Annotated in this window: 19 protein-coding genes and 4 pseudogenes; 15 read left to right on the forward strand and 8 right to left on the reverse strand. The window is 65.4% G+C overall.

Annotated features, from left to right (window positions below):
* Nucleotides 1-128: 128 nt before the first annotated feature.
* Together DPM12_RS09240 and DPM12_RS09245 are read right to left on the reverse strand one after the other, a co-directional pair.
* Entirely contained in the window at nt 129-7,349 is a 7,221-nt protein-coding gene (locus DPM12_RS09240) for a DUF3320 domain-containing protein (RefSeq protein ID WP_123788606.1), read from the reverse strand.
* Between the two features lie 234 nt (nt 7,350-7,583).
* On the reverse strand, nt 7,584-8,084 hold the full coding sequence (locus DPM12_RS09245; RefSeq protein WP_112258025.1) for a hypothetical protein: 501 nt from the start codon (nt 8,082-8,084) through the stop codon (nt 7,584-7,586).
* A 454-nt stretch (nt 8,085-8,538) separates the two neighbouring features.
* On the opposite strand from DPM12_RS09245, the pseudogene DPM12_RS09250 reads away from it, so the two are divergent.
* Nucleotides 8,539-8,971 (forward strand): annotated as a pseudogene (locus tag DPM12_RS09250) (VOC family protein).
* Nucleotides 8,972-8,973: 2 nt separating this feature from the next.
* Here DPM12_RS09250 and DPM12_RS23850 read toward each other — a convergent pair.
* A pseudogene (locus tag DPM12_RS23850) lies at nt 8,974-9,201 on the reverse strand (transposase); the annotation flags it as partial.
* A 143-nt stretch (nt 9,202-9,344) separates the two neighbouring features.
* The gene (locus DPM12_RS09260) at nt 9,345-9,857 is read right to left on the reverse strand and encodes a UvrD-helicase domain-containing protein (protein WP_112258026.1); all 513 of its coding nucleotides are present in this window, start codon (nt 9,855-9,857) and stop codon (nt 9,345-9,347) included.
* A gap of 171 nt (nt 9,858-10,028) precedes the next feature.
* On the opposite strand from DPM12_RS09260, the gene DPM12_RS09265 reads away from it, so the two are divergent.
* Together DPM12_RS09265 and DPM12_RS23855 are read left to right on the forward strand one after the other, a co-directional pair.
* A complete protein-coding gene (locus DPM12_RS09265; protein ID WP_112258027.1) occupies nt 10,029-11,009 on the forward strand; it encodes an exonuclease domain-containing protein in 981 nt (326 codons plus the stop codon).
* Between the two features lie 106 nt (nt 11,010-11,115).
* A pseudogene (locus tag DPM12_RS23855) lies at nt 11,116-11,499 on the forward strand (IS1634 family transposase); the annotation flags it as partial.
* Here the strand turns inward: DPM12_RS23855 and DPM12_RS24480 are convergent.
* A pseudogene (locus DPM12_RS24480) lies at nt 11,490-11,685 on the reverse strand (IS1634 family transposase); the annotation flags it as partial. The pseudogenes DPM12_RS23855 and DPM12_RS24480 overlap by 10 nt on opposite strands.
* A 263-nt stretch (nt 11,686-11,948) precedes the next feature.
* Here DPM12_RS24480 and DPM12_RS09275 point away from each other — a divergent pair.
* The 4 genes from DPM12_RS09275 to DPM12_RS09290 all read left to right on the forward strand — a co-directional run bounded on the left by DPM12_RS09275 (nt 11,949) and on the right by DPM12_RS09290 (nt 16,463).
* Nucleotides 11,949-13,094 carry an amino acid ABC transporter substrate-binding protein gene (locus DPM12_RS09275; protein WP_112258028.1) on the forward strand — a complete coding sequence of 382 codons (1,146 nt, stop codon included), beginning with the start codon at nt 11,949-11,951 and terminating at the stop codon, nt 13,092-13,094.
* 119 nt (nt 13,095-13,213) lie between these two features.
* Complete coding sequence (locus DPM12_RS09280; protein WP_123788608.1) at nt 13,214-14,395, forward strand: amino acid ABC transporter permease; 1,182 nt, start codon at nt 13,214-13,216, stop codon at nt 14,393-14,395.
* Nucleotides 14,392-15,657, forward strand: coding sequence for an amino acid ABC transporter permease (locus DPM12_RS09285; protein WP_112258030.1), 1,266 nt, complete (start codon nt 14,392-14,394; stop codon nt 15,655-15,657). Before DPM12_RS09280 ends, DPM12_RS09285 begins: the two co-directional genes overlap by 4 nt.
* 20 nt (nt 15,658-15,677) lie before the next feature.
* Complete coding sequence (locus DPM12_RS09290; RefSeq protein ID WP_112258031.1) at nt 15,678-16,463, forward strand: amino acid ABC transporter ATP-binding protein; 786 nt, start codon at nt 15,678-15,680, stop codon at nt 16,461-16,463.
* Nucleotides 16,464-16,587: 124 nt separating this feature from the next.
* Here DPM12_RS09290 and DPM12_RS09295 read toward each other — a convergent pair whose 3' ends face one another.
* The gene (locus DPM12_RS09295) at nt 16,588-17,991 is read right to left on the reverse strand and encodes an ATP-binding protein (RefSeq protein ID WP_112258032.1); all 1,404 of its coding nucleotides are present in this window, start codon (nt 17,989-17,991) and stop codon (nt 16,588-16,590) included.
* Between the two features lie 355 nt (nt 17,992-18,346).
* Between DPM12_RS09295 and DPM12_RS09300 the strand changes: the two genes are divergently transcribed.
* Genes DPM12_RS09300 through DPM12_RS09310 form a run of 3 tightly spaced genes read left to right on the forward strand, consistent with a single transcriptional unit; the run spans nt 18,347 to nt 20,252 of the window.
* A complete protein-coding gene (locus DPM12_RS09300; protein WP_112258033.1) occupies nt 18,347-18,709 on the forward strand; it encodes a hypothetical protein in 363 nt (120 codons plus the stop codon).
* Nucleotides 18,706-19,194: a hypothetical protein gene (locus DPM12_RS09305; protein WP_112258034.1), complete on the forward strand. Its 489-nt coding sequence runs from the start codon at nt 18,706-18,708 to the stop codon at nt 19,192-19,194. The genes DPM12_RS09300 and DPM12_RS09305 overlap by 4 nt, the downstream gene beginning before the upstream one ends.
* Nucleotides 19,191-20,252, forward strand: coding sequence for a beta family protein (locus DPM12_RS09310; RefSeq protein ID WP_112258035.1), 1,062 nt, complete (start codon nt 19,191-19,193; stop codon nt 20,250-20,252). Before DPM12_RS09305 ends, DPM12_RS09310 begins: the two co-directional genes overlap by 4 nt.
* A gap of 4 nt (nt 20,253-20,256) precedes the next feature.
* On the opposite strand, the gene DPM12_RS22805 is transcribed toward DPM12_RS09310, so the two are convergent.
* Nucleotides 20,257-20,457, reverse strand: a complete 201-nt coding sequence (locus DPM12_RS22805) for a hypothetical protein (RefSeq protein WP_123788609.1) — start codon at nt 20,455-20,457, stop codon at nt 20,257-20,259.
* Between the two features lie 155 nt (nt 20,458-20,612).
* Between DPM12_RS22805 and DPM12_RS09315 the strand changes: the two genes are divergently transcribed.
* The 5 genes from DPM12_RS09315 to DPM12_RS09335 all read left to right on the forward strand — a co-directional run bounded on the left by DPM12_RS09315 (nt 20,613) and on the right by DPM12_RS09335 (nt 23,929).
* Complete coding sequence (locus DPM12_RS09315) at nt 20,613-20,978, forward strand: DMT family transporter (RefSeq protein WP_112258036.1); 366 nt, start codon at nt 20,613-20,615, stop codon at nt 20,976-20,978.
* Nucleotides 20,975-21,292 carry a DMT family transporter gene (locus DPM12_RS09320; protein ID WP_211658722.1) on the forward strand — a complete coding sequence of 106 codons (318 nt, stop codon included), beginning with the start codon at nt 20,975-20,977 and terminating at the stop codon, nt 21,290-21,292. The genes DPM12_RS09315 and DPM12_RS09320 overlap by 4 nt, the downstream gene beginning before the upstream one ends.
* Before the next feature lie 70 nt (nt 21,293-21,362).
* Nucleotides 21,363-21,953, forward strand: coding sequence for a TetR/AcrR family transcriptional regulator (locus tag DPM12_RS09325; protein WP_112258037.1), 591 nt, complete (start codon nt 21,363-21,365; stop codon nt 21,951-21,953).
* A 117-nt stretch (nt 21,954-22,070) separates the two neighbouring features.
* Nucleotides 22,071-22,763: a GOLPH3/VPS74 family protein gene (locus tag DPM12_RS09330; RefSeq protein ID WP_158542833.1), complete on the forward strand. Its 693-nt coding sequence runs from the start codon at nt 22,071-22,073 to the stop codon at nt 22,761-22,763.
* Nucleotides 22,764-22,834: 71 nt separating this feature from the next.
* Entirely contained in the window at nt 22,835-23,929 is a 1,095-nt protein-coding gene (locus tag DPM12_RS09335) for a helix-turn-helix domain-containing protein (RefSeq protein ID WP_112258039.1), read from the forward strand.
* A gap of 44 nt (nt 23,930-23,973) precedes the next feature.
* Here DPM12_RS09335 and ptsP read toward each other — a convergent pair whose 3' ends face one another.
* The gene (ptsP, locus tag DPM12_RS09340; RefSeq protein ID WP_170313684.1) at nt 23,974-26,538 is read right to left on the reverse strand and encodes a phosphoenolpyruvate--protein phosphotransferase; all 2,565 of its coding nucleotides are present in this window, start codon (nt 26,536-26,538) and stop codon (nt 23,974-23,976) included.
* Between the last annotated feature and the right edge of the window lie 3 nt (nt 26,539-26,541).

A 26,541-nucleotide genomic window follows, 5' to 3' on the forward strand; every position in this document is an offset into this window, starting at 1 on the left:
GGATTATCTTCTTTTATGCGGCGTGGTGCACGAGCACGGTGCTTGCCGTAAAGAGCTAGATGCTCATGCCTGCGTTGTCTCTAGCCACGTCGGGCGAACCGCCAGTCACGACCATGCTGGTGCGCGCCTCAGGCAACGATCAGCTCATCTGGACCGCGTTCAAGCCGGCCGGAGCTGAGGCCCAGCTCGATAGCTCGGTCCAAGCGCTCACTGACGCGTTCAGTCATCCGACGCCCACCGAAGATGTTCATTGCCTCGCGTTTCAGCTCCGGTTCGAGCATGCCAGCTGACTGGGTACACAGCGCTGCCATCGCGTTGATCATTTCGCGCAGGCTGACGTGATCGAACTTGCGCTCGTCACCGTCAACACTGGCGCGGAAGCCGGTCCAGGTCCGATAATCCAGTGAACCCGGCCACGCTACACTCTCCGCCGAGTCCGGCATATATCTCTTCGGAAGCTGCTGAAGGATCGCATCGCGACGGCTGGCGTGGACCTTGCTGAGCCCGAACGCGCTCGCCACCAGCTTCACAAGGCGGTCGATGTGCACCGGACCCTCGGCCTCGATCACCTGCTCAAGGACCGCTGCGACAGCGTTGTTGCTCGCCGCGGACCGACCAAGCCCGTCGAGAGTCTCGACCGTGCCGAGGATGCGCGGTGTCCATGGCACGTATGTGGACTGTCCGGGGAGCGCACCAGGTTCAGCTGGCAAGGACGACCGCGGCTCAGAATCAACGACGGCGGCGGACGCGATCGGGCTGGCGATCGCTGGCTCAGCCTCGGCGCGCCATTCTACAGCCTCGTCGACCACGTTGAACTCGTTCGTGGAAGGACGGGCTGGCTCCGGGTTCGCAGGTGCCGAAGGCTCGGCAGGACCGAACGAGTTCTCATCGTTGTCATTACTCTCCCGCCGCGTGCCGGACAGTACGTCGTCCACAGCACGCACGAGACGGTCAACGACGGCATCCGGGCCGTCGAGCCACGCTGGAAGCCACACCCGCTCCACGGCAGGCCAGTGCAGCAGCTGGACCAGCACCTCCGACGGCAGCCCGTCCCGGTCACCCACGGTCCGTCGGGCGGCCCACGCCGGCCCGTCCAACAACACCGCGAGAAGCGCATGCTCCGGCGCGTCCGCACTCGCCACGCTAATGTCCACCTTGAAGTCCGAAAGACCGACGTTGGTGATCACCGCCAGACCACGGTCGCGCAGGCGGGCCGCGATGTCCTCGGCGTGCCGGTCCGCCACCGTCGCCGCGTACGGGTTGTTCGGCAACGTCGCCGTTCCCTGTTCCGCCATGTCCAGGTATGCGCGCAGGTGCTTGATCCCGACCGACGACGTCTCCTCCGCGCGCAGCTGCGACGGGTCGAACGACGAGAACACGATCACCCGGCGGCGCGCTCGGGTTATGGCCACGTTGAGCCTCCGTTCCCCGCCGGCCCGGTTCAGCGGTCCGAAGTTCAGCGGCAGGACACCACGGTCGTTCACGCTGAACGCCGTGGAGAAGAGAATCACATCTCGCTCGTCGCCCTGGACATTCTCCAGGTTCTTGACGAACAGCCCTTCCTCGTCAGATCCGTCCAATGCCTCCGCCAGGCGCGGATCGTCGCTGTCCCGGATCAACGCCTCGATGTATGCACGCTGCTGCTGGTTGAACGTCACCACACCCACCGACGGGGCCGCGTCGGACGATGCGTCGAACCGTCGCTGGATCTCGGCCACAACGGCCTCGGCCTCCACCGGGTTGGTCCGAAGCAGCTTGCCCTTCCCGGTGCGGTGGAAGTGACCGTCCACGCGCTCAAGAGTGACACCGTGGTCCGCGCTTCCCAGCGCAGACGGCGCTGGGAAGGTCGACAGCTTGTTCTCGTAGTACTGGTGGTTGCTAAACGCGATCAGCGACTCGTCCTGGCTGCGATAGTGCCATGAGAGCCACTGCTGCGTGACGCGCGCCTGCACGCACTCGGAGAGAATGCTCTCTTCGTCCTCCACCGCGCCTTCAGCCATGCTCTCGTCATCGTCCCCGGGCGTCGACGGCTCGGCGAACGACGTCGGCGGCATCTGCTTGCTGTCACCCACCACGACGACGGACTTAGCCCGCCCGATGGCACCGATCGCGTCCGCGACTCGGATCTGTGACGCCTCGTCGAACACCACCAGGTCGAACTGCGCTGCCCTCGGCGGGAAGAACCGGGCCAACGAATCCGGACTCACCAGCACGCACGGCATCGCTCCGGCGACCAGGTCCCCGTACTTCTCCATAAGCTTGCGGACGCTCAGTCCGCGCCTTTGCTTTCCGATCTCCCGCCGCAACTCACCAACGCGTCCTAGGCTCGTCTCCGGGTCGAACGGACGCGCTCGGATAACGTGTGCCGGGGTCGCGTCGCTCATGGCGTTGCGGACGGCGCCGGCTGCCGTGGTGAAACGGCTGATCGCCCGCTCATGTCCGTGCGCGTCGAAGTCCACCAGGCCGGTGGCTGCCCTACGCTCTTCGACCGACGACTCGGCGATCCCGCGCTCGAAGGCCTGCACTGCGTCATCGGCGTCCACTGCACCGGATAGCAAGGCCCGCCGCGCGTCCATCATCCCGGTGACGCGCAGCGGCTCGACGTGGGCCAGCAGGTCGAGCCACCGGCGCAGGCTCCACATCTCCGGCGACGCCGTGTCACGCCCGTCGCGTGTCTGCTGCCACCGTGCGACGAGTCCATCACCGCCGGACCAGGCCGCGAGACCTGAATCTTCGATGAGGCAGACATCCGCCAGGCGCGAGGTGGCATCCCGGAGGCGAACCGCGAGCTCGGACTCGGCGGAGGAGAAGGGATTCGACTTCAGCGCCTGCCTCAACGCCAGGATGAACTCGCCCGAGGGATCGCCGTCCGCACGCTCACGGATGGCACCACCTACCCACCGCAGCCAGTTCAGCTGCTCATCGACCAGGTCACGACCTTCGTCGGTCAACGGATTCCATGTCGCGGGCAGCAAGATCCCGGGTACGGTCGCTGCGTCGGCCGCCAGGCCCTGCACGGCGGCCTGCACGCGCAGGAGCGCTTCTGTCAGTGCAGGCAGTTGCTTCGGCTTCACCGAGCCGCCACGCCGCATGACCCCCTCGAGCTCGTCTCGCACGGCGACCAGCCGCTTCTTGCGTCCGAAGAAACCGGAGGCCGCCGCAGCCTGCGCCCGCGCATGAATATCCGGCAACGGCAGGTCGAGCGCTGCTGCTGTCACCGGGCCTAGCGCCGGCGTGTGTGTCGCGGCGAACTGCGCCAGCTGCTGTGTGAAGGCGGCCGCGGCCGACTCCCACTGGGGAGACGGCACCTGGTCGAGCACCTCCAGCGACCTGTGCGGCGCGGATGCAAAGGCGGCTAGGACGACGAGGTCGTCCATGGTACGAACGGCGCGCACCACGTCAGCCAACGGACCCGTAGCCGGTATGGAGTCGACCGCAGCGTCCAGCTCGAGCACCGCGTCCCGGACCGCCGCGACGTCGATCGATCCGGCCTGCGGGCTGTCGATGAACCCCCATGGATGGTGTGGCCGTGGACGCGCCACATCGGCCACCTCCGGCAGCCCGTTCAGCACATGCCGTATTTCGGCCACCGTGTCTGCAGCCGACGATGTCAGCAGCTCACGCGGCACGTGCAGCGCTGGAACGGAGGAGTCCATGGCCAGGCGCTGGGTGTGCGCGCTGTAGAGCGACAGCCCTGCCGCGTTCTCCTCGTGCAGGTATCGCGCGTAGCGGTCCAATGTCCGCCGCGCCGAACGCAATTCTTGCTCGCGGGCGGACAGACCCTGCCAGTCGACCGCCACCGAGTGTTCCAGCGCCTGCTTGATCTGTGCCCGAACTGCCGCCGGTTTGCTTCCCTTGTCGTGCAGGTCGAGTGAGAACGACGTCATGCCCACACGGTCCAGACGCCCTTTGACGACGTCGAGCGCGGCCCGCTTCTCGGCGACGAACAGCACCCTCTTGCCCTCCGCGACGGCGCGGATGAGGAGGTTCGTGATCGTTTGCGACTTGCCCGTTCCCGGTGGGCCTTCCAGCACGAACGTCGCCCCGCCGACGGCTGTCGCCACCGCCTCGAGTTGGGACGCGTCGCCGGGAACGGGACAACGCTCGGCGACCTGGTCCAGGTCGACCTGTTCCGCATCGAACGCGCACGGATCCTCGAAGGGATCCATCGGCGATTTGACCAGGTGCGAGACGAGCGGACTCTTCGACAGCTCCTGCCAGTGCTCGTCCAGGTCCTTCCAGAGCCTGAACTTCGAGAACTGCAGGATGGCCAGGTGAGCGGTGGGTTCCACGTGGAATGGGAGTCGCCGTTCGGCCAGGGCCACCCGCATCGCGTCGAACGCGGCGTCCAGATCGATTCCGGCGCCGTCCTCACTCGGCTCGGCGAGGCCGGGGATTTCCATACCGTGCCGCTGGCGCAACTTCTCCAGCAGGCAGTAGTTAGGTGTGCTGGTGCCACTGTCATCCAGCTCGATCCGGTAGACGGTCTGGCGCGACAGGGTCGTCAGCCTGACCGGCACAAGCACCAGCGGTGAGCGCAGGTCCCGGCCGTCCAGCGTCCACACGAGCGAGCCCAGCGCGAGGTAGAGGTTGTTTGCGCCGGTCTCCTCGATGATGGTTCTGGCCTTGTACGCGAGGTTGCGCATTCTGGTCCGGTACGCGGCCGAGCTCACGTCGGTGTACGTGGCTCGCTTGGCCGAGAGCATTCCGGCGAGATGGTCGGCGGGCAGGTCGCGACCTGCCCGGGCCCCGCGCTCGTAGTGGATGCTGTCGAACTGGTCGCTCGGGAGAAGCTGGACGGCCGTGCCTTCGTGCAGCATGTCCTCGACCATCGGCAGGTGGCCATCGGGAACGGCGAGTTCCAGGGCCGTCCGCTCGGTGAAGTTGATCAACCGGTTCCGCAGGCTCAGGTCCAGCAGCGAGTTCTTCCACGCCTGAATCCGCTGCGGCACGGCCGGACCCGTGGATGTGCTCTGCTCCGGCCGCTGCTCTGCCCGCGCCGGTGCCGGAGTCGCGTGTTCGGCGGCACGGTACTCGACGACGGTGACCGACCCACCGGCGTCACGCACGCGGGCGGGCAACGGGACGATCCCCGCCAGGCGCGCCTGCCGCACGTCGGTGATCCCGATGACACTGGAGAGATCACCAGTGAGGTACGTCGCGGCAGGTGTTTGGTGCGTTGCGGCGAACGGCACCGCACCGTCGCTCGCGGTCACGGCCGTCGTCTCGACTAGGCGGATCATGCCGAGATGCATGAGGTTGACAGCGTCTCCGGCATCGGCGGAGGCGGCACCATCCAGCGCGTGCTCCTCGCGCCAGTAGCCGAGGAACGCATGCCCGTCGACGATCCACAACAGCGGGCGGACGCCCGCCTGCTCGAGCGCCGCTGCCATGACGACGACCAGGTCAAGGCAGGTGCCGACCCGATCCTCCAGAACCTCGCTCGGCGTCCGAATCTTCTGACCGACGTCCGACCAGCTCGCCGGCGGCTCGCTGTACCGGATGCCGCGGGCCTGCATCGCCTCGTAGATGGCTTGAGCGATCGCGTCGACCCGTTCCGGACCGCCTTGGTAGCCGTCGACCGATGCCCGGCCGGTCCGCCGTTCCAGGATGTCCGACGCCTCGGAGACCAGCTGCGCCACGGCGGGATGGTTGGGCATGACGAACGCGGCGAGCATTTCGAGCGCCAGGGAAACCGGTTCGGTGCGCCACTGGTGTGCGGCCAGCATGGTGACCTGGATCTGTCGTTCCGCCAGTGGCGACCCGTCGTCGTACAGCGCCAGCCGGATGGCGGCGGGACGCTGTTCTTCCACCTGGAGCATGGCCGCCGGATCGACTGTCAGATCGAGATCCGTGAGCACCGACGGCCCGGAGGCGTCGAGGTCGACCAGCCTGTCCTGCGATGTTCCGAGTACGCCGTCGGCGTCACGGATCTCCATCCGCATCTTTGCCCCGCGGATCGTCGTCGTCGCGCCGCTTACGGTGACCCGGTTCACCACCGGAACCTGGTTGTGAGCCATGGGGTAGCTCAGAATGGACGCGGCTTCGGCGTCGATCGTGATCAAGCTTTGTGGTTCCACCCGTTCTTCATCCGCCAGGGGATCGGGGAGGCCGGATGCCACACTGATCTCGTCGGGCGATCCACTGAGTCTGCGCTCCAGCATCCGCGCAAACGTTGCTTCGTCGATGATCGGTACCCCCAGCTCCCGTGCTCGCCGCGCCTTCCCTGACATCGTGTCGGTATCGGCAGCCACCATCATCGTTGTACTGGAAGTGACTGCATCCTCCGGACGCAGGCCGTGAAGAGCGGCGCGCCGCTTCCATTCGTCGCGACTCAACTCCATCTGACCGGTGAAGACAACACCATCGCCGGGTCGCAGCTCGAAACGCCCGTGCCCGGATTCCGGCTCGGCCATGTCCCGAGCGGCCGATAGGGCGTCGTCCACGGACGCGTCTGCTAGCCCCAGCAACCACGCGACCGCGACCAGGTCCTCTCGCTCGTTATCGGTCACGACACCGTCGGCCAGTGCGGCCCTCGCCAGGTCCGTGAGATACACGTCGTGCAGCTGCTCGACGGCGGCACGAGACAGCTCGAGTTCTGCCGCCACGTCCAGCAGAGCGTCGGCCTCGGTGACGGAGATATGTCGATCGAGCAGAGCTTGGTCCAGAACGGTCAGATAGGCGTCGGCGTTGGGCATCTCAGCATGGCGTGGCAGATGCTCGGAAATGCGAGCAAGGAAGTGCTTGGCGGCGTGTTTCGAAGCCGCTCCACGCTTGACCGGCTGAACCGGCGCGCCATCGATCGCAGGCCATGCGTGCGGAATACCGCCCAGCTCGCCGTTGCCGTTGCTTCGGCCAAGGCGGATGTAATGGGAAAGGAGCAGGGCCGCGGCGAGCGCGTCGGCCTCGGCAGCGTGCCAGGGCGCAGGCTCGATGCCCGCTGCGGCACAGCAGTCAGCCAACGTCCGACCGCTTCCCGGCAGGTACGTCCCGGCTAGCTCCATGGTGCAGAGACCGTGCTGGCGCGGTACTGGAACGGTGTACCCGATCCGCCCGTACTCGGCGTGCATGAATCCCAGGTCGAACGTGATGTTGTGCGCCACAAAGATCCGCGACGAGAGCATGTCCGAGACGTGTCCGGCCACCTGCGAGAAGGTCGGCGCGTAGAGAACATCACTCGCCGAGATTCCGTGAATGTGCTGCGCACCGAGATCGCGTTCAGGGTTGAGCAGGGTGCACCATCGCCGCTCGATTTCGCCATGCTTGTCGACGAGAACGATCGCTAGTTCGACGATGCGGTTTCGCTGCGGAGAAAGCCCCGTTGTCTCCAGATCAACGACTGCGTACACACCGATACACCCCCTGCCAGCACGGAACACTATCCTGTGCCTGCTAACTCCCCCTCGACCTATTCCACCCTGCGCCCTGAATCACCTCGGAACGGCCCGACGCAGAATATCGGCCACCCACGACACATGGAATACGTTCGTGCGCTTCACTCAGCTATTCGCTTGTCGGACATATCCCAGCCAAAGGCGCCGAATAGTCCAGCACAACACTGACGGTCGGTGCATCGCGGCATGTCATGACCGCCCCTCGAGGATGATCGTCAGGCCGTTGTCCGGGTGATAGCTCCACGACGCGGCCACGTCGTCCCAGGACGCATCAAGAGTGCCGTCCAAGGCGCGCGTCGACGTCATGCGCGACACCGTGGACTCCGGCACCGCGAGCTCGTCCAGCACGCAGAAGACCTCGTCCAGCGTCGCACCCGGGCGTTCCTCTCCCGCACCGAGGACCTCCAGCGCTGATCCGTCGTCAAGCACAGTGATGTACGACGACTCCGCCGCACACGCATCTTTGGCAGCTTCGAACCTGCTCGACTCCGCTGCAGTGTCGTCCGCGGACTCGGCTACTGCGAGGTCACCCTCCGTATCGGAGTCGAACGCCGTCGCACCGATAACCAGCCCGATCCCGATGCCGACCACCATGACGGCACAGGTAACCGCGATCAGCGCCTGCTGCGTCACCCGCCCGTCGCCGGCCGGCTCGCCCGCCGTCCTACCTGTCTGGTCATGCTCATCCATGGCCAGCTCCCCTCGCCGTCGTAACTCGCCGCAACGTCCACACGCCCGCGCGGCATCCTTCGACGGCGAGCATGGCACCAACCCCGGACACAAACGCTCCGCATAGCCATCCGGATCACGCACAACAGTGACGCCATCCAGATACCAACCCCATCTCGCATTCAGTCTTGATACACAGTCGACGGAGTACTCGAACTAAATGCTGTGTTTATTATCGATACATGCTTGACGGCGCAATGGCCGACGATGGCACGGCTGGAGACGATCATCCACCGGGCCCGCGCAGTCTGGCGCACTGGCCCATTGCTCATGACCAGCATGGGTGACCACCGAAAGGGCTGCCGACCTACCCCCTGCGACCGCGCGACACAGCAGCGGTCGCAGGGACCATCCCCCGTCAACATGCAGATCCCTACTGGGATATGAGCAACAGAGCCCCTGCTATGGTGTGCCGATGTCATCGATCAAGCAGTTCCAGGTCACCTTCGACTGCGCAGAACCTGAGCGTGTCTCGTTTTTGGTGCGAGGTGTTGGGGTACGTCGTACCGCCGCCACCGGAGGGGTTTGCTACGTGGGACGATTTCAATCGCTCGCTGCCGCCTGAGCGTCGGGATTCAGCGTTCGCCTGCATGGATCCCTCAAGTGTGGGCCCACGATTATTCTTCCAACGCGTTCCCGAAGGCAAGGTCGCCAAGAATCGGCTGCATCTTGACGTGCGGGTCGGTACCGGGCTCGTGGGTGAAGAGCGCCTCGCCACACTCGAGGCGGAGTGCGAACGACTGGTCGCGCTCGGCGCGGTACGCGTGCGACTGCTACCTGCCGATGGCCAGAACGAGTCGTGCATCGTGATGCAGGACATCGAGGGCAACGAGTTCTGTCTCGACTGAGCATCCTCCTTCCAAACTGGTAGTTCGATCTGGCCGCGTTCGCAGCGGTGGAGATGATCAGGCCGGTGTCCCGATAGCCGCCGTCCGCGATGACCGTGGTCCGGCCGACTGCGACCTTCCCACCGGACAGTTCCCACGCCTTGCAGCCGTTGCGGTTTCCGGCGACCGGCTGGCGGACGGCCCACGACGAGTCGGGTATGGGCGTCGATGACGACCTGGTGGCTGGTCGACACCACCGAACGGCTCATTGAACGGCATGTACCACGAGTCCCAGTCATATGACTGGGACGACAGAGTACGGTCGCGAGGTCGCGTCGGCACAGACCGTACTCGACCGCTCTCGAGGGGCGCACGAACAGCAGCACGCTGCAGCTCACCCGCTCTCCACTCGCGTCGGCAACGGCCCGCGCGTACACCTCCAGCTGCGTTCCATGCGCTGCGATCGCTTCGGCACCGGTCGACGCGGCCGTCTTGAAATCACGATCACCAGCCCCACGTCGCGGAACATCAGATCGGCGTAGCCCTCGACCAGCACGCCGTCCACAAGCGTCCGGACATATGCCTTCCGCCAGCGCAGCGAACCGGCGGCCGCACCGGTGGCGATCCGTACGGCGAGCTCGATCTTGATCGGCTCAGTGTTCTGCAACTCATCGAGAAGCAACCGTTGATACCGCCTGATCAGGCGATCCCGCGTTTCCGCGTCGCTTCCGACCAGCCGCCGGGCGGGCACCAGCAGATCATGGAAATGCAGTGCTCCGTCAGCCACTCTGCGCTCGGCCGCGTCGAGCGTGGCCAGCGACCACCGCAGAACGTTATCCACGAATTCCGCGCGGATACGGGCGACCATCTCGGTGAGTTCGACGAAGACTGTACGGATCTCGGCCACGGGACACACAGGTCGGCGTCGTCCTCGCCCAGACGTGCCACCCCCATAGCCGATCGCCATGTCACCTGTCAGCGATACGAATAAATGGCCGATGGGTATCGACTTCGACCCAGGCCCCATGGCATGATCGCTCTTTCTTATTAATCATCAGGGGAGAGCGCCACGGTGTCCATGTCGAGCATGCTCACCGGCCAGCCATCTACGCCGGATCCTCAGCTTGTAGACGCACTGACAAAGGGAACCTTCGCGGCCGTCGACTTCGAGACAGCCACGTACGCAAGAGCCTCCGCATGCTCCTTGGCAGTTGTCACCGTCGACGACGGTCAGATTACTAGCGAGCAGAGTTGGTTCATCCGACCTCCAGACAACCGCTATTACTCTTTCAATACCGCCCTTCACGGCATCGGTCCCGCTAACACGGAAAGTTCCCCACCATTCGACCAGGTATTTCCGGAAGCATATGAACACATCGCAGGTCGTCCGGTCATCGCTCACAACGCAGCTTTCGATATCGGTGTCATCCGAGACGAACACGTGCGAATTGGGGCGTCGTGGCCGGAAATGCGGATCGGATGCACGCTCGTGCTTTCCAGGCGTGCTTGGAGAGGGCTGTCCTCCTATGCGCTGCCGTCCGTCGCACATTTCCTAGGGCTCGACAACTTTGCCCATCACGACGCTGCAGCGGATGCAAGGACGTGTGCGCACATTGCCCGATACCTCATCGCCGTAACCGAAGCTCCTGACCTGGACGAAGTTGCCCGTACGCTGGGCGTGAATCTCGGCATGCTCGATCCCGCCGACTACCGCTCCTGCCATGCGAAAGGCTACGGCACGAACGGATGGGGTCTTCTTGCGCCGGACCCTGCCGAGATCGACCCTGATCATCCGTTCGCTGGAGCGAAGGTCGCGTTTACGGGTTCCCTATCGTCCATGACGAGGCAAGAGGCAGCCCAACTCCTAGTAAACGCAGGCGGCGAGTTCACGCAAGGTATTTCTCGGTTTACTAGATACCTGGTGTTCGGCCAGCAGGATTTTTCAAAGTTCGTCGATGGCCAGAAGTCCGCGAAGACGCGCAGGGCAGAGGCCATCATTTCAAACGGTCACACGCTCCAAATCATCAGCGAAGATGATTTCTTGCGAATGCTGGGCTGATGGCTGAGCCACCAGGTCGTTCTTCTCGCCCCGGTTGAACAATTCGACCACTCTGTAACCCCCATCCGGCGCGGCAGAACGACACCTTCCATCTTGCCTTTACTTGTACGTGACGAACCTCGACGCCACCGCCGAATTCGTCATCAACGCCTACCACGGGCTCTTCCAGATCGAGAAGTCCTTCCGAATGTCCAAGCACGACCTACGCGCGCCCGTTCGACCACCGTAAACGTGGTTCGATCGAGGCACACCTGACCATAGTGTTCGCCATACTCGCCGTGAACAGATCGATCGAACACGCAACCGGCTGGTCAATCAAGAGTTTCGTGCGCACCGCACGTCGCTACCGCACTATCCAGATCCAAGCCGGTGCCCGGACCCTCACCACCGCCGACCGCTACCAGACGATCGCCGCGACGCACTCGAGCAGATCAACCGGCACTCAAGTACGCACCAAATGATAACGTCGGGTCACTTTTCGCCCGAGTAGACCGGCAGGCGACGCTTGTGCGTGGCATACGACGGCGGATCCACACCGGCCTCGTCCCAGAACCCGCAGGTCGTCCTGCTTGCTCGTCGACTCGATGATCCGAGCCAGCACCGACGCCCGGAACACCTCGTCCCTGTCGGTCGCGCGGTCGAAGACGAGTACCTCATACACCGAGGCCAGCGCGTCAACCTTGCGACCACACGATCTTCCGGTCCGAGCTTGGCCATGACGAACACATTTCGAGCATGAGTCAAACCCGCCGAAATAATCACAACCTGATCACGAGGCCAGATTAACGGCTCCCGGGGTGGTGACGTCGAATGCGGCCACGGTCTAGCCTTTCTGAAATCCACGCTGGTGGCCCATATCCGCCGAGCGTCGACGTCATACCCATGGACGGCGGCGCCCAGGAGACCGACCGATCTCCGAGACGAACAGGGAGGGCGAACATGCGTATCACGAAACTACTGGCGCCGTCGCTCGTCGTACCGGCATTATTCCTTGCCGCATGCACCGACGACGGCGGCGGCGACAACGGCGAGCCCGCCCTCCCGGATGACGAGATGGTCGAGGGAGCCGACGAGGACGCTCCTGGGAACGAGGACGGGGACGATGCCGGTTCCTCCGGGGGCACGCTCGCAGAGGTCCGCGACCGGGGCGTTCTCAACTGCGGCATCAACGGCGCCGTACCCGGCTTCGGGTTTGTGACACCGGAGGGCGAATACGAGGGATTCGACGTCGAATTCTGCCGCGTCGTTGCGGCAGCTGTCCTCGGTGACGCCGACGCGGTTGACTACACGGAGCTGACCGCAGAGACTCGCTTCGCCGCGCTCCAGGCCCGTGAGATTGACGTGCTGATCCGCAACACAACGTGGACCTCGTCGCGGGACGGCAGCGAGAGCGGCAGCTTCACCACCACGACGTTCTACGACGGCCAGGGCATGATGGTCCGCGCCGACGACGGCTTCGAGTCGCTCGACGATATGGATGGCACGGCCATCTGCACGCTGTCCGGAACCACTACCGAGTTGAATCTCGAATCCGCCTTCTCCGCCCGGGGCCTCGATTACGAGCCACTCACCTTCGAGGACAACGACACCCTCCGCGAGGCGTTCCTGGCCGAGCGGTGCGACGGGTGGACGTCGGACAAGTCGCAGCTCGCGGCCTTCCGGGCTGAATGGCCCGAAGAGGAAGGTGGCTCCGAGGCGTTGACTGTCCTGGACGAGACCATGTCGAAGGAACCGCTCGGTCCCGTGACGCTCGACGGCGACGACGAGTGGCACGACGCCGTGCACTGGGCCGTCATCGCCACCATCCAGGCCTGGGAGTTCGGGATCGATTCGTCGAACGTGGAGGACTTTCTCGACGCCGACCCCGAGGAGGACCCCGAGATCGCGCGTTTCCTCGGTATCGACGACTTCGACCCGGGCCTCGGGCTCGATCCGGATTTCGCGGTGAACATCCTGGAGCAGGTCGGCAACTACCAGGAGATCTACGAGCGGACCGTCGGCCCGGACACCGCGCTCGGCCTGGAGCCCGGGCTGAACAACCTGTGGACTGAGGGTGGCCTGCTGTATCCGCCGCCGTACCGGTAGACATACCGAACCCGGGAGGTCAAGAATCCGGATCACCGTCGTGTGATCTGCTCCTGCGGGGCGGCTCCCTGCCGCCCCGCAGGGCGAAGCGAGGCGGGCCGCGTCCCTGAGGAGGCAGGGTGAGCGAGGAACGGCAGGTGACGACCACGAGGACGAGACCGCCGCCGTGGCGAGACGAGCGCGTGCTGCGGATCGCCGCTCAGGTGATCTTCCTTGCTGCCGTGGCCGCACTGCTCTGGGCGCTGGGCAACAACCTCGTGCGCAACATGCAGGCACAGGGCATGCGCACCGATTTCGGCTTCCTCGAGCAGAACGCCGGGTTCACGCTCACCGGTTCTGAGTTCTCCTCCAGGGATTCCATCGGCGACGCCCTGCTGGTGGGCTTGCAGAACACGATCACGGTTTCCATCTGGGGCATCCTGCTGGCGACGGTGATCGGGGTGATCGTCGGGATCGCCCGGCTGAGCACCAACTGGCTGGTACGCAAATGCGCCGCCGCATACGTCGAAGCGTTGCGCAATGTCCCGCTCATCGTGTTCCTGATGTTCTTGTACCTGGCCGTGCTGCAGCAGCTTCCCCGCATCAGCGACGCCATCGATTTCGGCGGATTCGTCTTCTCGAATCGCGGCCTGTACACGCCGTGGATCGAGGTGGCCGAGGACAGCGGGCTCTTTCTCGCGATCTGCGCCGCAGCGGCGGTGCTCGCCGTCGTCGTGGGAGTCGTGCGGACGAGGCGCTTCGACGCGACCGGCGAGCCGCACCACCGGGTGCTGTGGGGCGGCGGGATCTTCCTGCTCATCGCCGGTGTCGCCTGGGCACTGCTGGGGCGCCCGGTGAGCGGCACGCTCCCGACGCTGGACGGGCGCAACGTCAGCGGGGGCTACGAGCTGTCCGTCGAGTACGGCGCCCTGCTGCTGGGACTGGTGCTGTACATGGCGACGTTCATCGCCGAGATCGTGCGTGGCAGCATCCTGGCGGTCCCGAAGGGCCAGTCCGAGGCGTCGAACGCGCTCGGGCTCAGCGGGTTCCAGCGCTACCGCTACATCGTGCTGCCGCAAGCATTGCGGATCGCCGTGCCCCCGACCGGCAACGAGTTCATCAACCTGGCCAAGAACTCCGCGCTCGGCCTCGCGATCGCCTTCCCGGAGCTGCTCCGCGTGACGCGCCTGTCCATCAGCCAGGGCCAGCCGGCGCCGCAGCTCATCGGGATCATGATGCTCATGTACTTGGCGATCAGCCTCCTCCTGTCGCTGCTCATGAACATGATCAATCGCCGGCTCGGGCTGAAGGGGGCACAGTGAGCGATACCAACGTCCCTACATCCGAGTACCGGCCGCAAGCCTCCGAGCAGCCACCGACGCGCACCACATCGCCCCGCGAATGGGTGCGACTGAACCTGTTCAACACCTGGTACAACTCCCTGCTGACCGTCGTGCTGGCGCCGCTCGTCGGCTACGTCATCTACCGCGCCCTCCGGTTCGTCTTCGTCACCGCACGCTGGGAGATCATCGAGGTCAACCTCACCAATTTCATGGTGGGCACCTTCCCGCGAGGCGAGCTGTGGCGGGTGTGGGGCGCCATCATCATCCTGGGGCTCGTCATCGGGCTGGGCCTCGGCGTTACCTCCCGTGCCAGCGCGGAAACGGCCAGGGCACGCGGCGTCGCCGCCGGCACGTCGTGGTCGCTGGTTGCCCGGCGTGCCGCTCCGGCCCTGCTACTCCTGGTCGCGCTCGTGGTCTTCGTGCGCACGGCCACGCCTCTGCTGCTCCTTGCCGCCGCCCTGGCCGTGGCTGCCGGCGGCTACGTCGCCGGCCGGTGGATCCCGCCGCAGCATCGACGATGGATGCATATCGCCGTGGTGGCAGGGCTGGCCGGCTCCTACGTCGTCATGACCCAGTTCGGCGGCGTCAACCTGGCGCATTGGGGCGGGTTGATGCTCACCGTGTTCCTCGCGGTTGGCGGGATCGCGCTGGCGTTCCCGGTCGGCATCATCGTCGCACTCGGGCGACGCTCCAAATTGCCAGCCATCCGTGTGGTATCGATGCTCTACATCGAGCTGATCCGTGGCCTACCACTCATCGCGCTGCTATACATGGGCTGGCTCATCCTCCCGTTCCTGCTCCCGATCGGCTTTCCCACACCCGGGCGGACCTGGCGAGCGCTGATCGTCCTGCTCGTGTTCACCGCCGCCTACGTCGCCGAGATAGTCCGCGGCGGCCTGCAGAGCATCCCGAAGGGCCAATACGAGGCCGCGCAGGCCCTTGGCCTGCCGGCGTGGAAGATGATGCGGCTGGTCATCCTGCCTCAGGCGCTGCGCAACGTGATCCCGGCGCTGGTCGGCCAGTTCATCAGCCTGTTCAAGGACACCTCGCTGGTCCTGCTCATCGCGCTGACCGATCTGCTGGGAGTTGCCCGCCGGGTCACCCAGCAGCCCGAATTCCTCGGGCAGGGCCTGCATGCCGAGAGCCTGCTGTTCGTATCGTTCATCTACTGGGTGGGCTCGTATTGGATGTCGCGCGAGAGCCAGCGGATGGAGCAACGACTCGGTCTCGGTGAGCGCTAGATGCACGAGGAGGATTCCCCATGACGGACACCAGCACGTCGCTCATCCGCGATGCCTGGAAGGCGGGCGGCACCGGTGAGGAGATGATTCGCTGCGAGACCGTGGACAAGTGGTTCGGCGCCTTCCAGGCGCTTCGCCAGATCGACCTCGTCGTCGGCCGGCAGGAAGTCGTCGTGGTGTGCGGGCCGTCCGGCTCGGGCAAGTCGACACTCATCCGGTGCATCAACCGGCTCGAGAAACACGACGCCGGCACCATCGTCGTCGACGGGATCGAACTCAGCGACGACGTCCGCAACATCCAGGAGGTCCGTCGCGAGGTCGGCATGGTGTTCCAGCAGTTCAACCTGTTCCCGCATCTGACGATCTTGGAGAACATCACGCTGGCCCCGCGCCAGGTCCGCCGCCTCCCGAAGGACGAGACTGACAGCCACGCGATGGAGCTCCTCGAACGTGTGAAGATCCCGGAGCAGGCGCACAAGTACCCGGCGCAACTGTCTGGCGGGCAGCAACAACGCGTCGCGATCGCCCGTGCGCTAGCGATGAAGCCGAAGGTCATGCTCTTCGACGAGCCGACATCGGCCCTGGACCCGGAAATGATCAAAGAGGTGCTGGACGCCATGGTGGAGCTCGCCGAGTCCGGCATGACGATGATCGTGGTCAGTCACGAGATGGGTTTCGCCCGGGCGGTGGCGGACCGGATCGTGTTCATGGCAGACAGCGAGATCGTCGAGGTGGGAACGCCAGAGCACTTCTTCACCGATCCGCAGGAAGAACGCACCAAGCTCTTCCTGTCGCAGATTCTGTAACGCACGCCAGCGCAGACATCCGCCGCATCTGCTGGAGCAATGGGCGCGAGAAGCCGCGAACTCCGGGCAGCCCAGCCCGCGCACCACGACATTCGCCAGGACCGACGTCGGCAGCCACTACACCTCAGGGCGTGCGAGTCTCGAAGAGGTCGCTGGCCGTGACGAGTGCGACGCCGTCGCGCTCGGCACGCTCGCGGAGTCGATCGGTGAAACCATGCCTGGCGAACAGGGCGAGTTTCGCTCGGGCGGCCTTGGGACCGATCTGGTCACGCGCCTCGTCGAGCTGGTCGAGGACCCGCTCGTCAACGGTGGCCTTCCACTTGACCGAGCCCAAGAACGTGTAGCGGTTGTCGCGATGCGCGGCGATGTCGACTTCGCTCTGGCCGTCTCGGGTCCACCATGCTCCGATCCCGTCGAACGGGCCAAGGATGTCGGCGGGCGCGTACTTCGCCACCCACGTCCGGCAGCAGTCCTCAAACACGAAGCCCATGTGATTGTCCAGGTCTTCGACTATCTCGTCAGCAACCTCCCGCACGCGTCCGAGCTCGAGACGGCTGCGGTTCGGAAAGACGTATCGGTACCAGAACCGGAAGTATGGATCGGCGATCCGGTAGATACCGCGTTTCTCTTTCGCCTGGGGATCACTAGGAACGCAGAACTCGACATATCCAGCTTCGATCAGCCTCTCCAAACGCTGAGCCAAACCCGCCGCATTGGCACCAGTACGGTTGGCAATCTGGTTGAACCTCGTGTCACCCCGCGCGATCGACCAGAGCACGGACAAGTAGGAACCCGGTGAGCGGATCGCTTCACCTTCTCGCAGGAGATGTAGTGGGTCGTCATAGAGCGGCACCCCACGCGTGAGGATTCGATCGCTGACGATCTCCTCGAGCGGTCGATCCCCCGCCCACACCTGATACTGCGGAGTACCGCCGAGGACCGCGAAACGCCTGAGCAAGGATTCCGGATCAGACATGCTGGAGAATTTCGCCGCTTGCCGATAGTCGAGCGGTTCGAGCAGCGGCCGGTACGTCGCCCGGCCATAAAGCGGCGAGCTATGTTCGAGTAGACCTTCCATGAACGACAGCGCGCTGCCCGCGAGAGCAACCACGATCGGCACATTGTCACGCTGCCAACGATCCCAGTGCCGTTGCACGATCGACGGCAACGCCGGCTGCGCCCGACACAGCCACTGGAACTCGTCGAGCACCAGGCACAGTGGCTCTGCCCTGGCCTGGGCGTCGACAAACCGCAACGCCTCATCCCACGAGTCCAGGGCCAACGACGGTGTACCCGGAAGCAGGCGTGAGGCCTCCCGCGCGAAAAGATCGAGATGGGCCGGCTCGTCCTGCTCATCTGCCTGCAACGCAAGGACGCGCTCGTTGGCGAACGCCTGCGCGAGAAGGAAGCTCTTGCCCACCCGGCGACGTCCCCGCAGGACGACCAACGCTGGGCGCTCATTCAGCGCGGCATTCAGTCCAGCTAGCTCGTCTGCTCGGTCAACGACCGACTGCCGGATCGCTCCCATGTGCACTCCATCCTCATCACTATGCTGTAGCAAACTACAATATAGTTTAGTTAACTACAGTATAGTTATTAGGTATCCGGTGCAGCGCGTCACTGACAGCAAGACCGCGCTCTTCCGGTCGCTGGCCAGCGAGCTCGCAACGCACCTCGACCGGCTACTCATCGACCGGATAACCGGGCACCACGACTCCGCAGCACACATGTTCCGTTCGTGCGTGACAACACTCCGAGAATCCCGCCGTCGTCTCGAACAGCCCGTCACGATGCCAGACGGTCGTTGCGCCTCAGAGTGTCGCAGCCTCGATGTAGTGTGTATTACACTTCTTCGTATGTAATACACACAGGAAGGGCAAGGCGTGCCAGCCAGGGATGAGGAGTACAACGGTGTTCGCTACGAGGACATGATTTTCGATGACGTCGACTGGTCCGAGGTCGGCGAGCACGATCCAGCGCGGCGAGCACAACGTAAGGGAGCTCCCGAGGAGAACATCCTCACCGGCTGGGCCGATGAAGCCGTGCGCGACGAACGACGCTGGGTCCGTTCGGCCGGTAGCAGGTCAGGAATCACGGTGAAGGTGACGGGCTACAGCCCTACCGCTGGCCTCATCATCACCGTCATCGTGGCGCCCAAGGATCAGCCGCCCCGATGGCGCTGGTGGGGCGCAACAGCATGGAAAGCGAAGAAGGCTGAGCGCGAGAGCTACGAAGGAGAGAGATGAACGACACAGTGCGAGAGCAACTCGCTCGTGAAGCCGATGAAGCCGAGGCACGTGCCGAGGCGGAAGACCGTGGCACGGTAGAGGCGGCCCCTGGTCAACGTCCCCGGCCGAAAAGCCAGGGAGAAGGCTCGCAAGTCTACAGCGTGCGCCTGCCTGCCGAGGCTATCCGGGAACTTCGGGCGCTCGCCGGACACTTTGACGAACCGCCCACTGCTTTGCTGCGCCGCTTCGCGATGGAGCGCCTCTCCGAAGAGGAGGAAGCGCACAGCCCCAAGGACCCGATCAGCTCCGTCGTCGACGGTTTGATGCCGCTGCTCAGACAGCGGTTGGTGGAGCAGCTATCGCGATCCGAGTGCACAGAACGGCCGCACGCGACGAGCGCTCCCGTTGACGCGGCTTCCGACCAGCAGGACGACTCTCCCTACCTCGGCCACCCGCGGCGTCTGCGTCGTGCACCGAAGGACGAAAAGGAGGCGGTGGGATGAGTCGATACCTACCCGTACTGAAGGGCAGACAAGCCGAGCTCGACGCGTTGCGCGACGCCCAGCCGACGACGGTGGCCAGCATTCTGCCGCTCGTAGAGATCGTTCCGACTCACGACGTTCAGGACCAGAGCAGCATCGCGGCAGACTGTCGAGACACCATGGCGCGGCTTGCCGATGCCTGGCCGTCCGGGCGGCCGGTTCTCGTCGATGGTGGGCTACTCGATCTGTCCGTTGATTTGCACGGCAACGCTCGGGGGGCCTTGTGGGAGCTCATCGCGCAAGCACGGGACAAGGAGGTCGAGGCGATTCCTGTATTACACCTCGGCGACGACGCCCAAGCACTGTCGGATGTCGCTGCAGTCTGCGAGCAGGAGGACAGCGGCATATGCGTCCGGCTAAATACAGATGATCTCGACGATACGCCAAGCGACCTCGAAAGCATGCTCGGACAACTCATGTCCGAAGTCGGCGTTGAAGCTGGCCGCACGGATCTCGTTTTCGACATCGGATACGTCGACGGAGACGTCACCGTCAGGCACGGCGTACGTCTGGTGCAGGAGGCGTTGGATGAACTACCGGACATCGACGGCTGGCGAACGATCACGGTCTTGAGTGGCGCGTCACCCGCGGACCTTTCCGCCGTCACGCCTTGGGAGATCGTACGGCATCGGCGCTACGACGCAATCTTGTATGACCGCGTCGTGAACAGGAGCCAGCACAGACCACTGTTGTATGGCGACTACACCACGGCCCATCCAACGCTATGCGCGGGCACCCCCTTCCGAACTCCACCTCATCTTCGATACGCGACCACCGAGGACTGGCTCGTCATCAAAGGCCAACGCAATAGCCAGCGAGGAGACGATCAGTTCTACGAGATCTGCGATGTGGTCAGCGAGCATCACGAGTTCGCGGGCGCCAGTCTCGGACATGCTGACGAACGCATCGCAAACGCGCGAGCATACGAGCCGGAAACGGAGGTGACCTGGCAACAGCTCGGAATGACACACCACCTCGACTTCGTCGCCAGCCGATTCGCCACCTTCGACGAACCGTGAACTGTCACCATGGTTGAGCGCGCCTCGACGTGACGCCCGACATCGTGGGCTCCGGCACCGCGAACTCGTCCTGTACGCAGAAGACCTCGTCCAACGTCACACCCGGGCTCTCCTCTCCCGTATCGAGGGCCTGCAGCGCTGATCCGTCGTCAAGCGCAACGTCCACACCCCGGGCGCGGCTGCGACCACCGACCGCTCTCGTCACCGGCACCTGGGCACAACAAGCGTGACGGCCATCTCGGCACGAACAGCCGACCGGAGATGCCAAGGCAATTCGATGTTCCGGCCGAAATACCTGAAGGATAGTTGTACGATAGTTCAATTAGTACGATTGTCCAACTATCTGAAAGGAATCGACTGGTGGTATGGGTGCTGCTCGTCGCGGCGATCGCGGCGGAAGTCGTCGGCACGTTGGCCACGGGCCTGTCGGACGGGTTCACCCGTCCATTGCCGACGGGCGTGGTCGTCGTGGGCGTCGTGGGCGCGTATTTCCTGTTGTCGCTCGTCACGGCCCGAGGCGTGGCCATCGGCGTGGCCTATGCGATCTGGTCCGGCCTCGGCGTCACCGCCGTGGCCGTGCTCGGTGCCGTCATCTTCGACGACACGCTCACGTGGGGACAGGTCGCAGGGATGGTGCTCGTCGTTGGCGGCGTGGCCGCCCTGGAAATGGGAACGGCTCCCGAACTTGCCGGTGAGGGCGGGACGGCAAGCGAGGCTCACCGATGATCGCGGCGCTCTTTCTCGCCGCTGCGATCAGTTCCGAGGTGGCTGGCGCGATCGCCACTCGCATGTCGAACGGCTTCCGCCGGCCGGGGCCGACCACCGTCGCCGTCACGGGCGTGCTCGGGGCATACTTCTTCCTCTCCCAATCGCTCGTGCGCGGCATGAACATCGGCGTGGCCTACGCTATCTGGGCCGGTTCGGGCGTGGCCGCCGTGGCGCTGATCGGTGCATGGGCACTCGGTGACCGGCTCACCCGCGTGCAAGTGGCCGGCGTCGTGCTCGTCGTCGGAGGCGTTGCCACGTTGCAGCTCGCGTAGCGCTCCGCAGTGCAGCCCGCAAGAGAGGTAGCCTGATCTCGAATCGAACAGGCTGGAGCGGATCCGAACCGTGCAGGACGCGACAAGCACCGACCCCCCGAGCGCCACCCGCGACGGCCGGCGGGCTCGCGGCGAACGGCGCCGCGCCGAGATCATCGCGGCGACTCTCCGCGTGGTCGAACGTGACGGGGCCGCAGGTGTCACGCACCGCAGTGTCGCACGCGAAGCAGAGGTTCCCACCAGCCTGACGACGTACTACTTCGCCACGCTGGACGAGCTGCTGGTTGCCGCCCTGACGGCGGTTGCCGATGATTACGAGCGGCAATTGCGGGAGATCGTCGACAGCGCCGGGAACGCCCTCGATGGCCTGGCAGAGCTCATCGTGTCCGCCGCGAACGAGGGACACCGCCGGGCGGTGGCCGAGCGCGAGCTGGTCACTCTGGCCGCACGGCGACCCGCGATGCGGGACGTGGCCAACTACTGGCGACGAGCGGTCGCCGAGATCGCGCGGCAATATACCGACGATCCCGTGGCCGTCGAGACGGCTGTTGCCGCTGCGGACGGGTTGTGCACGCGGATCCTGCTGGACGGCCAGTCCCTCTCGCGACGTGACGTCCGGGCCGTCCTGGAGCGTGCACTGGGTGTCAGCCTGCCGGGCTGATCACCGCTGATCGACGGACGTTCCGGGTCGAGCCGGAGGAGGCGCCTGAACTACGCTCCAAGAGGCGCCGGACGACACATGGTTGGCAGCGTTCATTCGGCCGGATCGGAGATGCTCGTGACCGACACGCGACTCACATTGCCAGAGGAGCTGATCCTGCTCGGTTGGGACGACGGGCGGGGACGTAACCGCTACACACAGAACCTGCCCATGCTGGTAGCGGGGGCAAGCGTCCTGGAGCTCGTACTGCGCGACGCTCTCACCATTGAGAAGGATCGAGTGCACGCCTCCAATACCCGGCTCGACCACCACGCCCTCGATCGAGTATTGCAAGAGATCAGAGAAGACTCGAAGCAGCGCAGCATCAAGAACTGGGTGCAGCGCCTCGGACATAGCCGGTGGCTACGAGGCATGCTGCTCGAACAGCTCACCGAACGAGGGATCGTGCGGGACGAGTCGAGCCGGGTGCTCGGCTTGTTCCCGTGGTCGCGCCATCCAGTGGCTGACAGCGCGACGGTCACAGCGTTGCGCGAACGCATGGCGCGCGCACTCACGCAGGAGGAGCCCGTCTCCGACGCCCGGGACGCGGCGCTGGGCGGCCTGGCACATTCCGCGGGTGGATCGTTGATCCGTCGACTCGTACCCCGCGAGCAACGCCAGGCTGCACGCCGGCGCGCCAAAGCCCTGTCCAAGGGCGAGGCCGTCAGCGCGGATGTCGCGAAAGCGATCGGCGAGACGAACGCCGGAGTCATGGCCGCAGCCGCAGCAGCTGTAGCGGCAGCTTCCGCTTCGGCCGGCGGCGGTTCGTGATTCCGGCCCCGTCACAGGCATAGGGCTCCCCTGGATTTACACCACACCCACGGGTGTGCGATATTCACACTATGGCTGCGGTCGAGACATGGGAACAGGTGGGCACACGGGTGCGCGAGGCACGCGTGTCCGCTGGGCTTAGTCAGGGCAAGCTGGCCGAACGCCTCGGCATCGACCGCTCGGCACTGGTGCGCATCGAAGGCGGTCAACGACAGCTCACGGCGCTGGAGCTGTTCCGGCTGTCCGACATCCTCGACGTGCCGGTGACACACTTCGTCAGCACTCCGCCACCTGCGATCGTCTCTCAACGGTCTGATCTCGACGAGGACGCACAGCCCGCGACGCGCAACCGATTCCAGTTTGACGCCGCTCTCGAGGCGCATTCACGAGACGCCGAGTTCCTGCATTCTCATGGTTACCTCGACGCCTCCCGCGCGACGCTGGCCGAAATTCGAGTGACTGACCACGATGCAGCACGCGCGCTCGCACATGCTGCTCGTCGCGCTTCAGAGACAGGAGATGCCCCTCTCGCCAGTTTGACCGACGTCAGCGAAACGTTCGGCCTGTACCTCCTCGTACTCGATCTACCTGGCGACGGCGCTTCCCTGCAACTCGAACAAGGACTCGGAGTCGGCGTCATCGGCCAGGCCACTCCAGGAAGACGTCGCTTCGCTGCGGCCCATGAGCTTGGCCATCATCTGCTAGGCGATGAGTACCAGTCCGACATCGGTGTCGCTGTCAGCCGCTCGGAACGCGAAGACCTTATCGACACGTTTGCCCGTGAGTTCCTGTTGCCCTCCGATGTCGTATACCACGAATGGGCAAGCATGCACGGCGGGAACCGTGAGCGACTCATCAGGCTCGCCGCCAGGTATCGCGTGTCCTGGCGGGTCGCCGTCAACACCGCTCGGCGGGTAGACGTCATCAGCGACGAGGAGGCGCGCACGCTCCGCGCGGACACGCCTCAACGCGGTGACCTACTAGCGGTCTGCGGATACGAACCAGTCGAGGACCTTCTCCCTTCACAAACCGGCCCGGCATGGCGTCGTGCAGTGCTTGCCGCCTATCGCGACGCCACGATCACACCTGCCCGAACCATCGAATTACTGCACAGCGCGATCGACGAACAAGATCTGCCGAATCGTCAAGTGCAGGATCGTCCATGACCCAAGTACCAGGAGTGGACATCAGATCCCAAACTCGTGCTCGATCACGGAGAACGAAGCGCCCGTACCGACGACGCGGACACCGCCGCCAGGGCACGCCCCGCCAGCTCACGACATTCGCCCAGATCGAGTTCCCGCACGGCCTGTTTCACCTCCGGCACGGCGTACGGGCCGACGCTGAGCTCGTCCACACCCAACCCCAGCAGCAGCGGCGCCGCCACCGGGTCCGAGGCGATCTCGCCGCACACCGCCACCCGCACATCGCTGCCGGACACCGCCCGGCACACGGCGCTCACCAGCTGCAACACGCCGGGATCCAGCGGATCAGCCAGGGACGCCAGCGCGTCGTTGCCCCGCTCGGCCGCCAGCGCGTACTGGGTGAGGTCGTTGGTCCCGATGCTGAAGAAGTCGACGTACGGCGCGAACGACGCGGCCTTGAGGGCCGCCGACGGAACCTCGATCATCATCCCGACCTCGAGCCCGGGTAGCGATCGGGCCCCGTCGGTATCTCCGTGACCGCCCCCGACGACGCGCTCCTCGCGCAACACGTCGTCCAGTATCCGCCGGGCGGCCAGCACCTCGTCCACCTGGCTGACCATGGGGAACATGATGCTCACCGGGTGGTCGACAGCAACCCGGCAGAGAGCGCGCAGCTGGTCACGCAGCAGTTCCGGGCGTGCGAGCGCCAGCCGCAGCCCGCGCACGCCGAGGAACGGGTTCAGCTCCGCCGGTTGCGCCACGTAGGGCAATGGCTTGTCGCCTCCGACGTCAAGGGTGCGCACCACGGCACGCCGCCCGTCTAGTGCCTCGACCACCGCCCGGTATGAGGTTTCCTGTTCATCCACCGACGGCGCGGAGTCGCGCTCCAGGAACAGGAATTCGGTGCGCACTAGCCCGGCCAGGTCGGCCCCGTGCGCGGCAGCCGCCTCGGCATCGGTCACGCTGCCGACGTTCGCCGCCACGTGCACCTCGACGCCGTCACGGGTGACGGCGGGCTGGCGGGCTACCTGCAGGGCCTCTTCGAGCCGCCGCTCCCGCTCGGCCGCCTCGGTCTTGAACTCGACGAGCGTGTCCGGATCGGGGTCGATGACCAGCCGTCCGGTGTCGCCGTCGAACGCCACCGTCGTCCCATCGGGCACGGCCAGCACGTCCTCTCCGGCACCGACGACGGCTGGGATGCCGCGCGAGCGGGCGAGGATGGCGCTGTGCGAGGTGGGGCTGCCGTACGCGAGGACGATGCCGACGACGACGTCCCGGTGCAGCGCCGCCGCCTGGGCCGGGGTGAGGTCGCTGGCGACGAGCACGCCGTCCCGGGCTTCGAACTCTGACGAGCGTCCCAGCAGCACCGAGAGCACCTGGTCGTGTACCGCCCGGACGTCGGCCGCACGCGCGCGCAGGTAGTCGTCGCCCAGCGCATCCAGCTCCGCGGCAACGGCTCGAACCGCACCCGACCACGCCGCTGGAGCGGACTCGCCCGCCTCCACCCGGCGCCGGACCTCGTCAAGCAGTTCCTCGTCGTCGAGCAGCATCAGGTGTGCGTCGAACACGCTGGCGTCGGACTCGCCCAGCTCCCTCGCCGTGCGCGCCCGGGTGTGCACGATCTCCCGTCGTGCCGCCGCCACGGCGCCGGGCACGCGGCGCCATTCCACCGCCGGCTCGGCACCAGGGACCAGATCGTCGTCGGATAGTTCGAGCGCCGCGAGACCCGGTGACCACGACGGCCCGATACCGATACCCGGCGATGCGGGGTACGGCCCGCCATTCGCGTCCGGCGTCTCGCCCGCCTCGGAACGGCCGGTGCCGGAAAGAGGCACGGCGCTGGGATCCGCCCGGCCTGACCCGTCCACCGGGCTGGCCGTGCTCGTGACGGCATCGTCTTCGACCTCGTCGAACGTGCGGGCCGCGAGAGCGACGATGTGGTCCACGGCCTCGCGAGCCTGGCTGCCGGTGGCGGCGACCTCCACCTCGTGCCCGGCCAGCGCACCCAGGGTGGCGACCCGGCTCAGGCTGGACCCCGGCACCGCCGACGATCCGGTGGTGACGTTGCGCAGCAGCACCCGGGCATCGAGGGTGCGCACCTCCGCAGCCAATCGTGCGGCCGGGCGCGCGTGCAGCCCGTGCGTGTTGGTGACTGTGAACGTGGCCCGCACCTCCGGCTCGCCAGCGGCCACCGGCGCTTCGGTTTCCACAGCAGAATCGGTTCCGGGGTGCAGGTGTGCCTGCTTTCCGGCGAGCGCCGCCAGCGCCTCGGATTCAACGTCCGCCAGCGACGCGCCACCGGCTGCGGCAACCGCGGCCGCGACCAGCCCTTCCACCAGCGGCGCCGCGCACAACCGGACCCGGCTGGAGATCTCCGGATCGAGCAGATCCAGGGCAAGCTCGGCCGAGAGTACGGCGCTGCCCAGGTCCATCAGGACCAGCACCCCGCCCGGGCCGTCCACCTGCTCGACGGCCTCCTGCACCTTCACGGCGTCGGTGCCGAATGTGGTCTCGTCGAGACCAGCGGCGATCGCGATGTCGACGCCGCGCCCGTGCAGCATCTCCCGCGCGATCTCGACGGCCGATCGGGCCAGGACATGACTGTGAGAGACGACAACGATTCCGACCATCAG

Origin of the sequence: Phytoactinopolyspora halophila (assembly GCF_003287285.1) — a bacterium.
GTDB lineage: Bacteria > Actinomycetota > Actinomycetes > Jiangellales > Jiangellaceae > Phytoactinopolyspora_A > Phytoactinopolyspora_A halophila.

Excerpts from the sequence above, each read along its gene's own strand:
- DPM12_RS09245 (WP_112258025.1), bottom strand. The coding sequence starts at position 8,084 with ATGGATGAGCATGACCAGACAGGTAGGACGGCGGGCGAGCCGGCCGGC.
- DPM12_RS09265 (WP_112258027.1), top strand. The coding sequence starts at position 10,029 with ATGTCGAGCATGCTCACCGGCCAGCCATCTACGCCGGATCCTCAGCTT.
- DPM12_RS09275 (WP_112258028.1), top strand. The coding sequence starts at position 11,949 with ATGCGTATCACGAAACTACTGGCGCCGTCGCTCGTCGTACCGGCATTA.
- DPM12_RS09290 (WP_112258031.1), top strand. The coding sequence starts at position 15,678 with ATGACGGACACCAGCACGTCGCTCATCCGCGATGCCTGGAAGGCGGGC.
- DPM12_RS09295 (WP_112258032.1), bottom strand. The coding sequence starts at position 17,991 with ATGGGAGCGATCCGGCAGTCGGTCGTTGACCGAGCAGACGAGCTAGCT.
- DPM12_RS09305 (WP_112258034.1), top strand. The coding sequence starts at position 18,706 with ATGAACGACACAGTGCGAGAGCAACTCGCTCGTGAAGCCGATGAAGCC.
- DPM12_RS09310 (WP_112258035.1), top strand. The coding sequence starts at position 19,191 with ATGAGTCGATACCTACCCGTACTGAAGGGCAGACAAGCCGAGCTCGAC.
- DPM12_RS09320 (WP_211658722.1), top strand. The coding sequence starts at position 20,975 with ATGATCGCGGCGCTCTTTCTCGCCGCTGCGATCAGTTCCGAGGTGGCT.
- DPM12_RS09335 (WP_112258039.1), top strand. The coding sequence starts at position 22,835 with ATGGCTGCGGTCGAGACATGGGAACAGGTGGGCACACGGGTGCGCGAG.
- ptsP (WP_170313684.1), bottom strand. The coding sequence starts at position 26,538 with ATGGTCGGAATCGTTGTCGTCTCTCACAGTCATGTCCTGGCCCGATCG.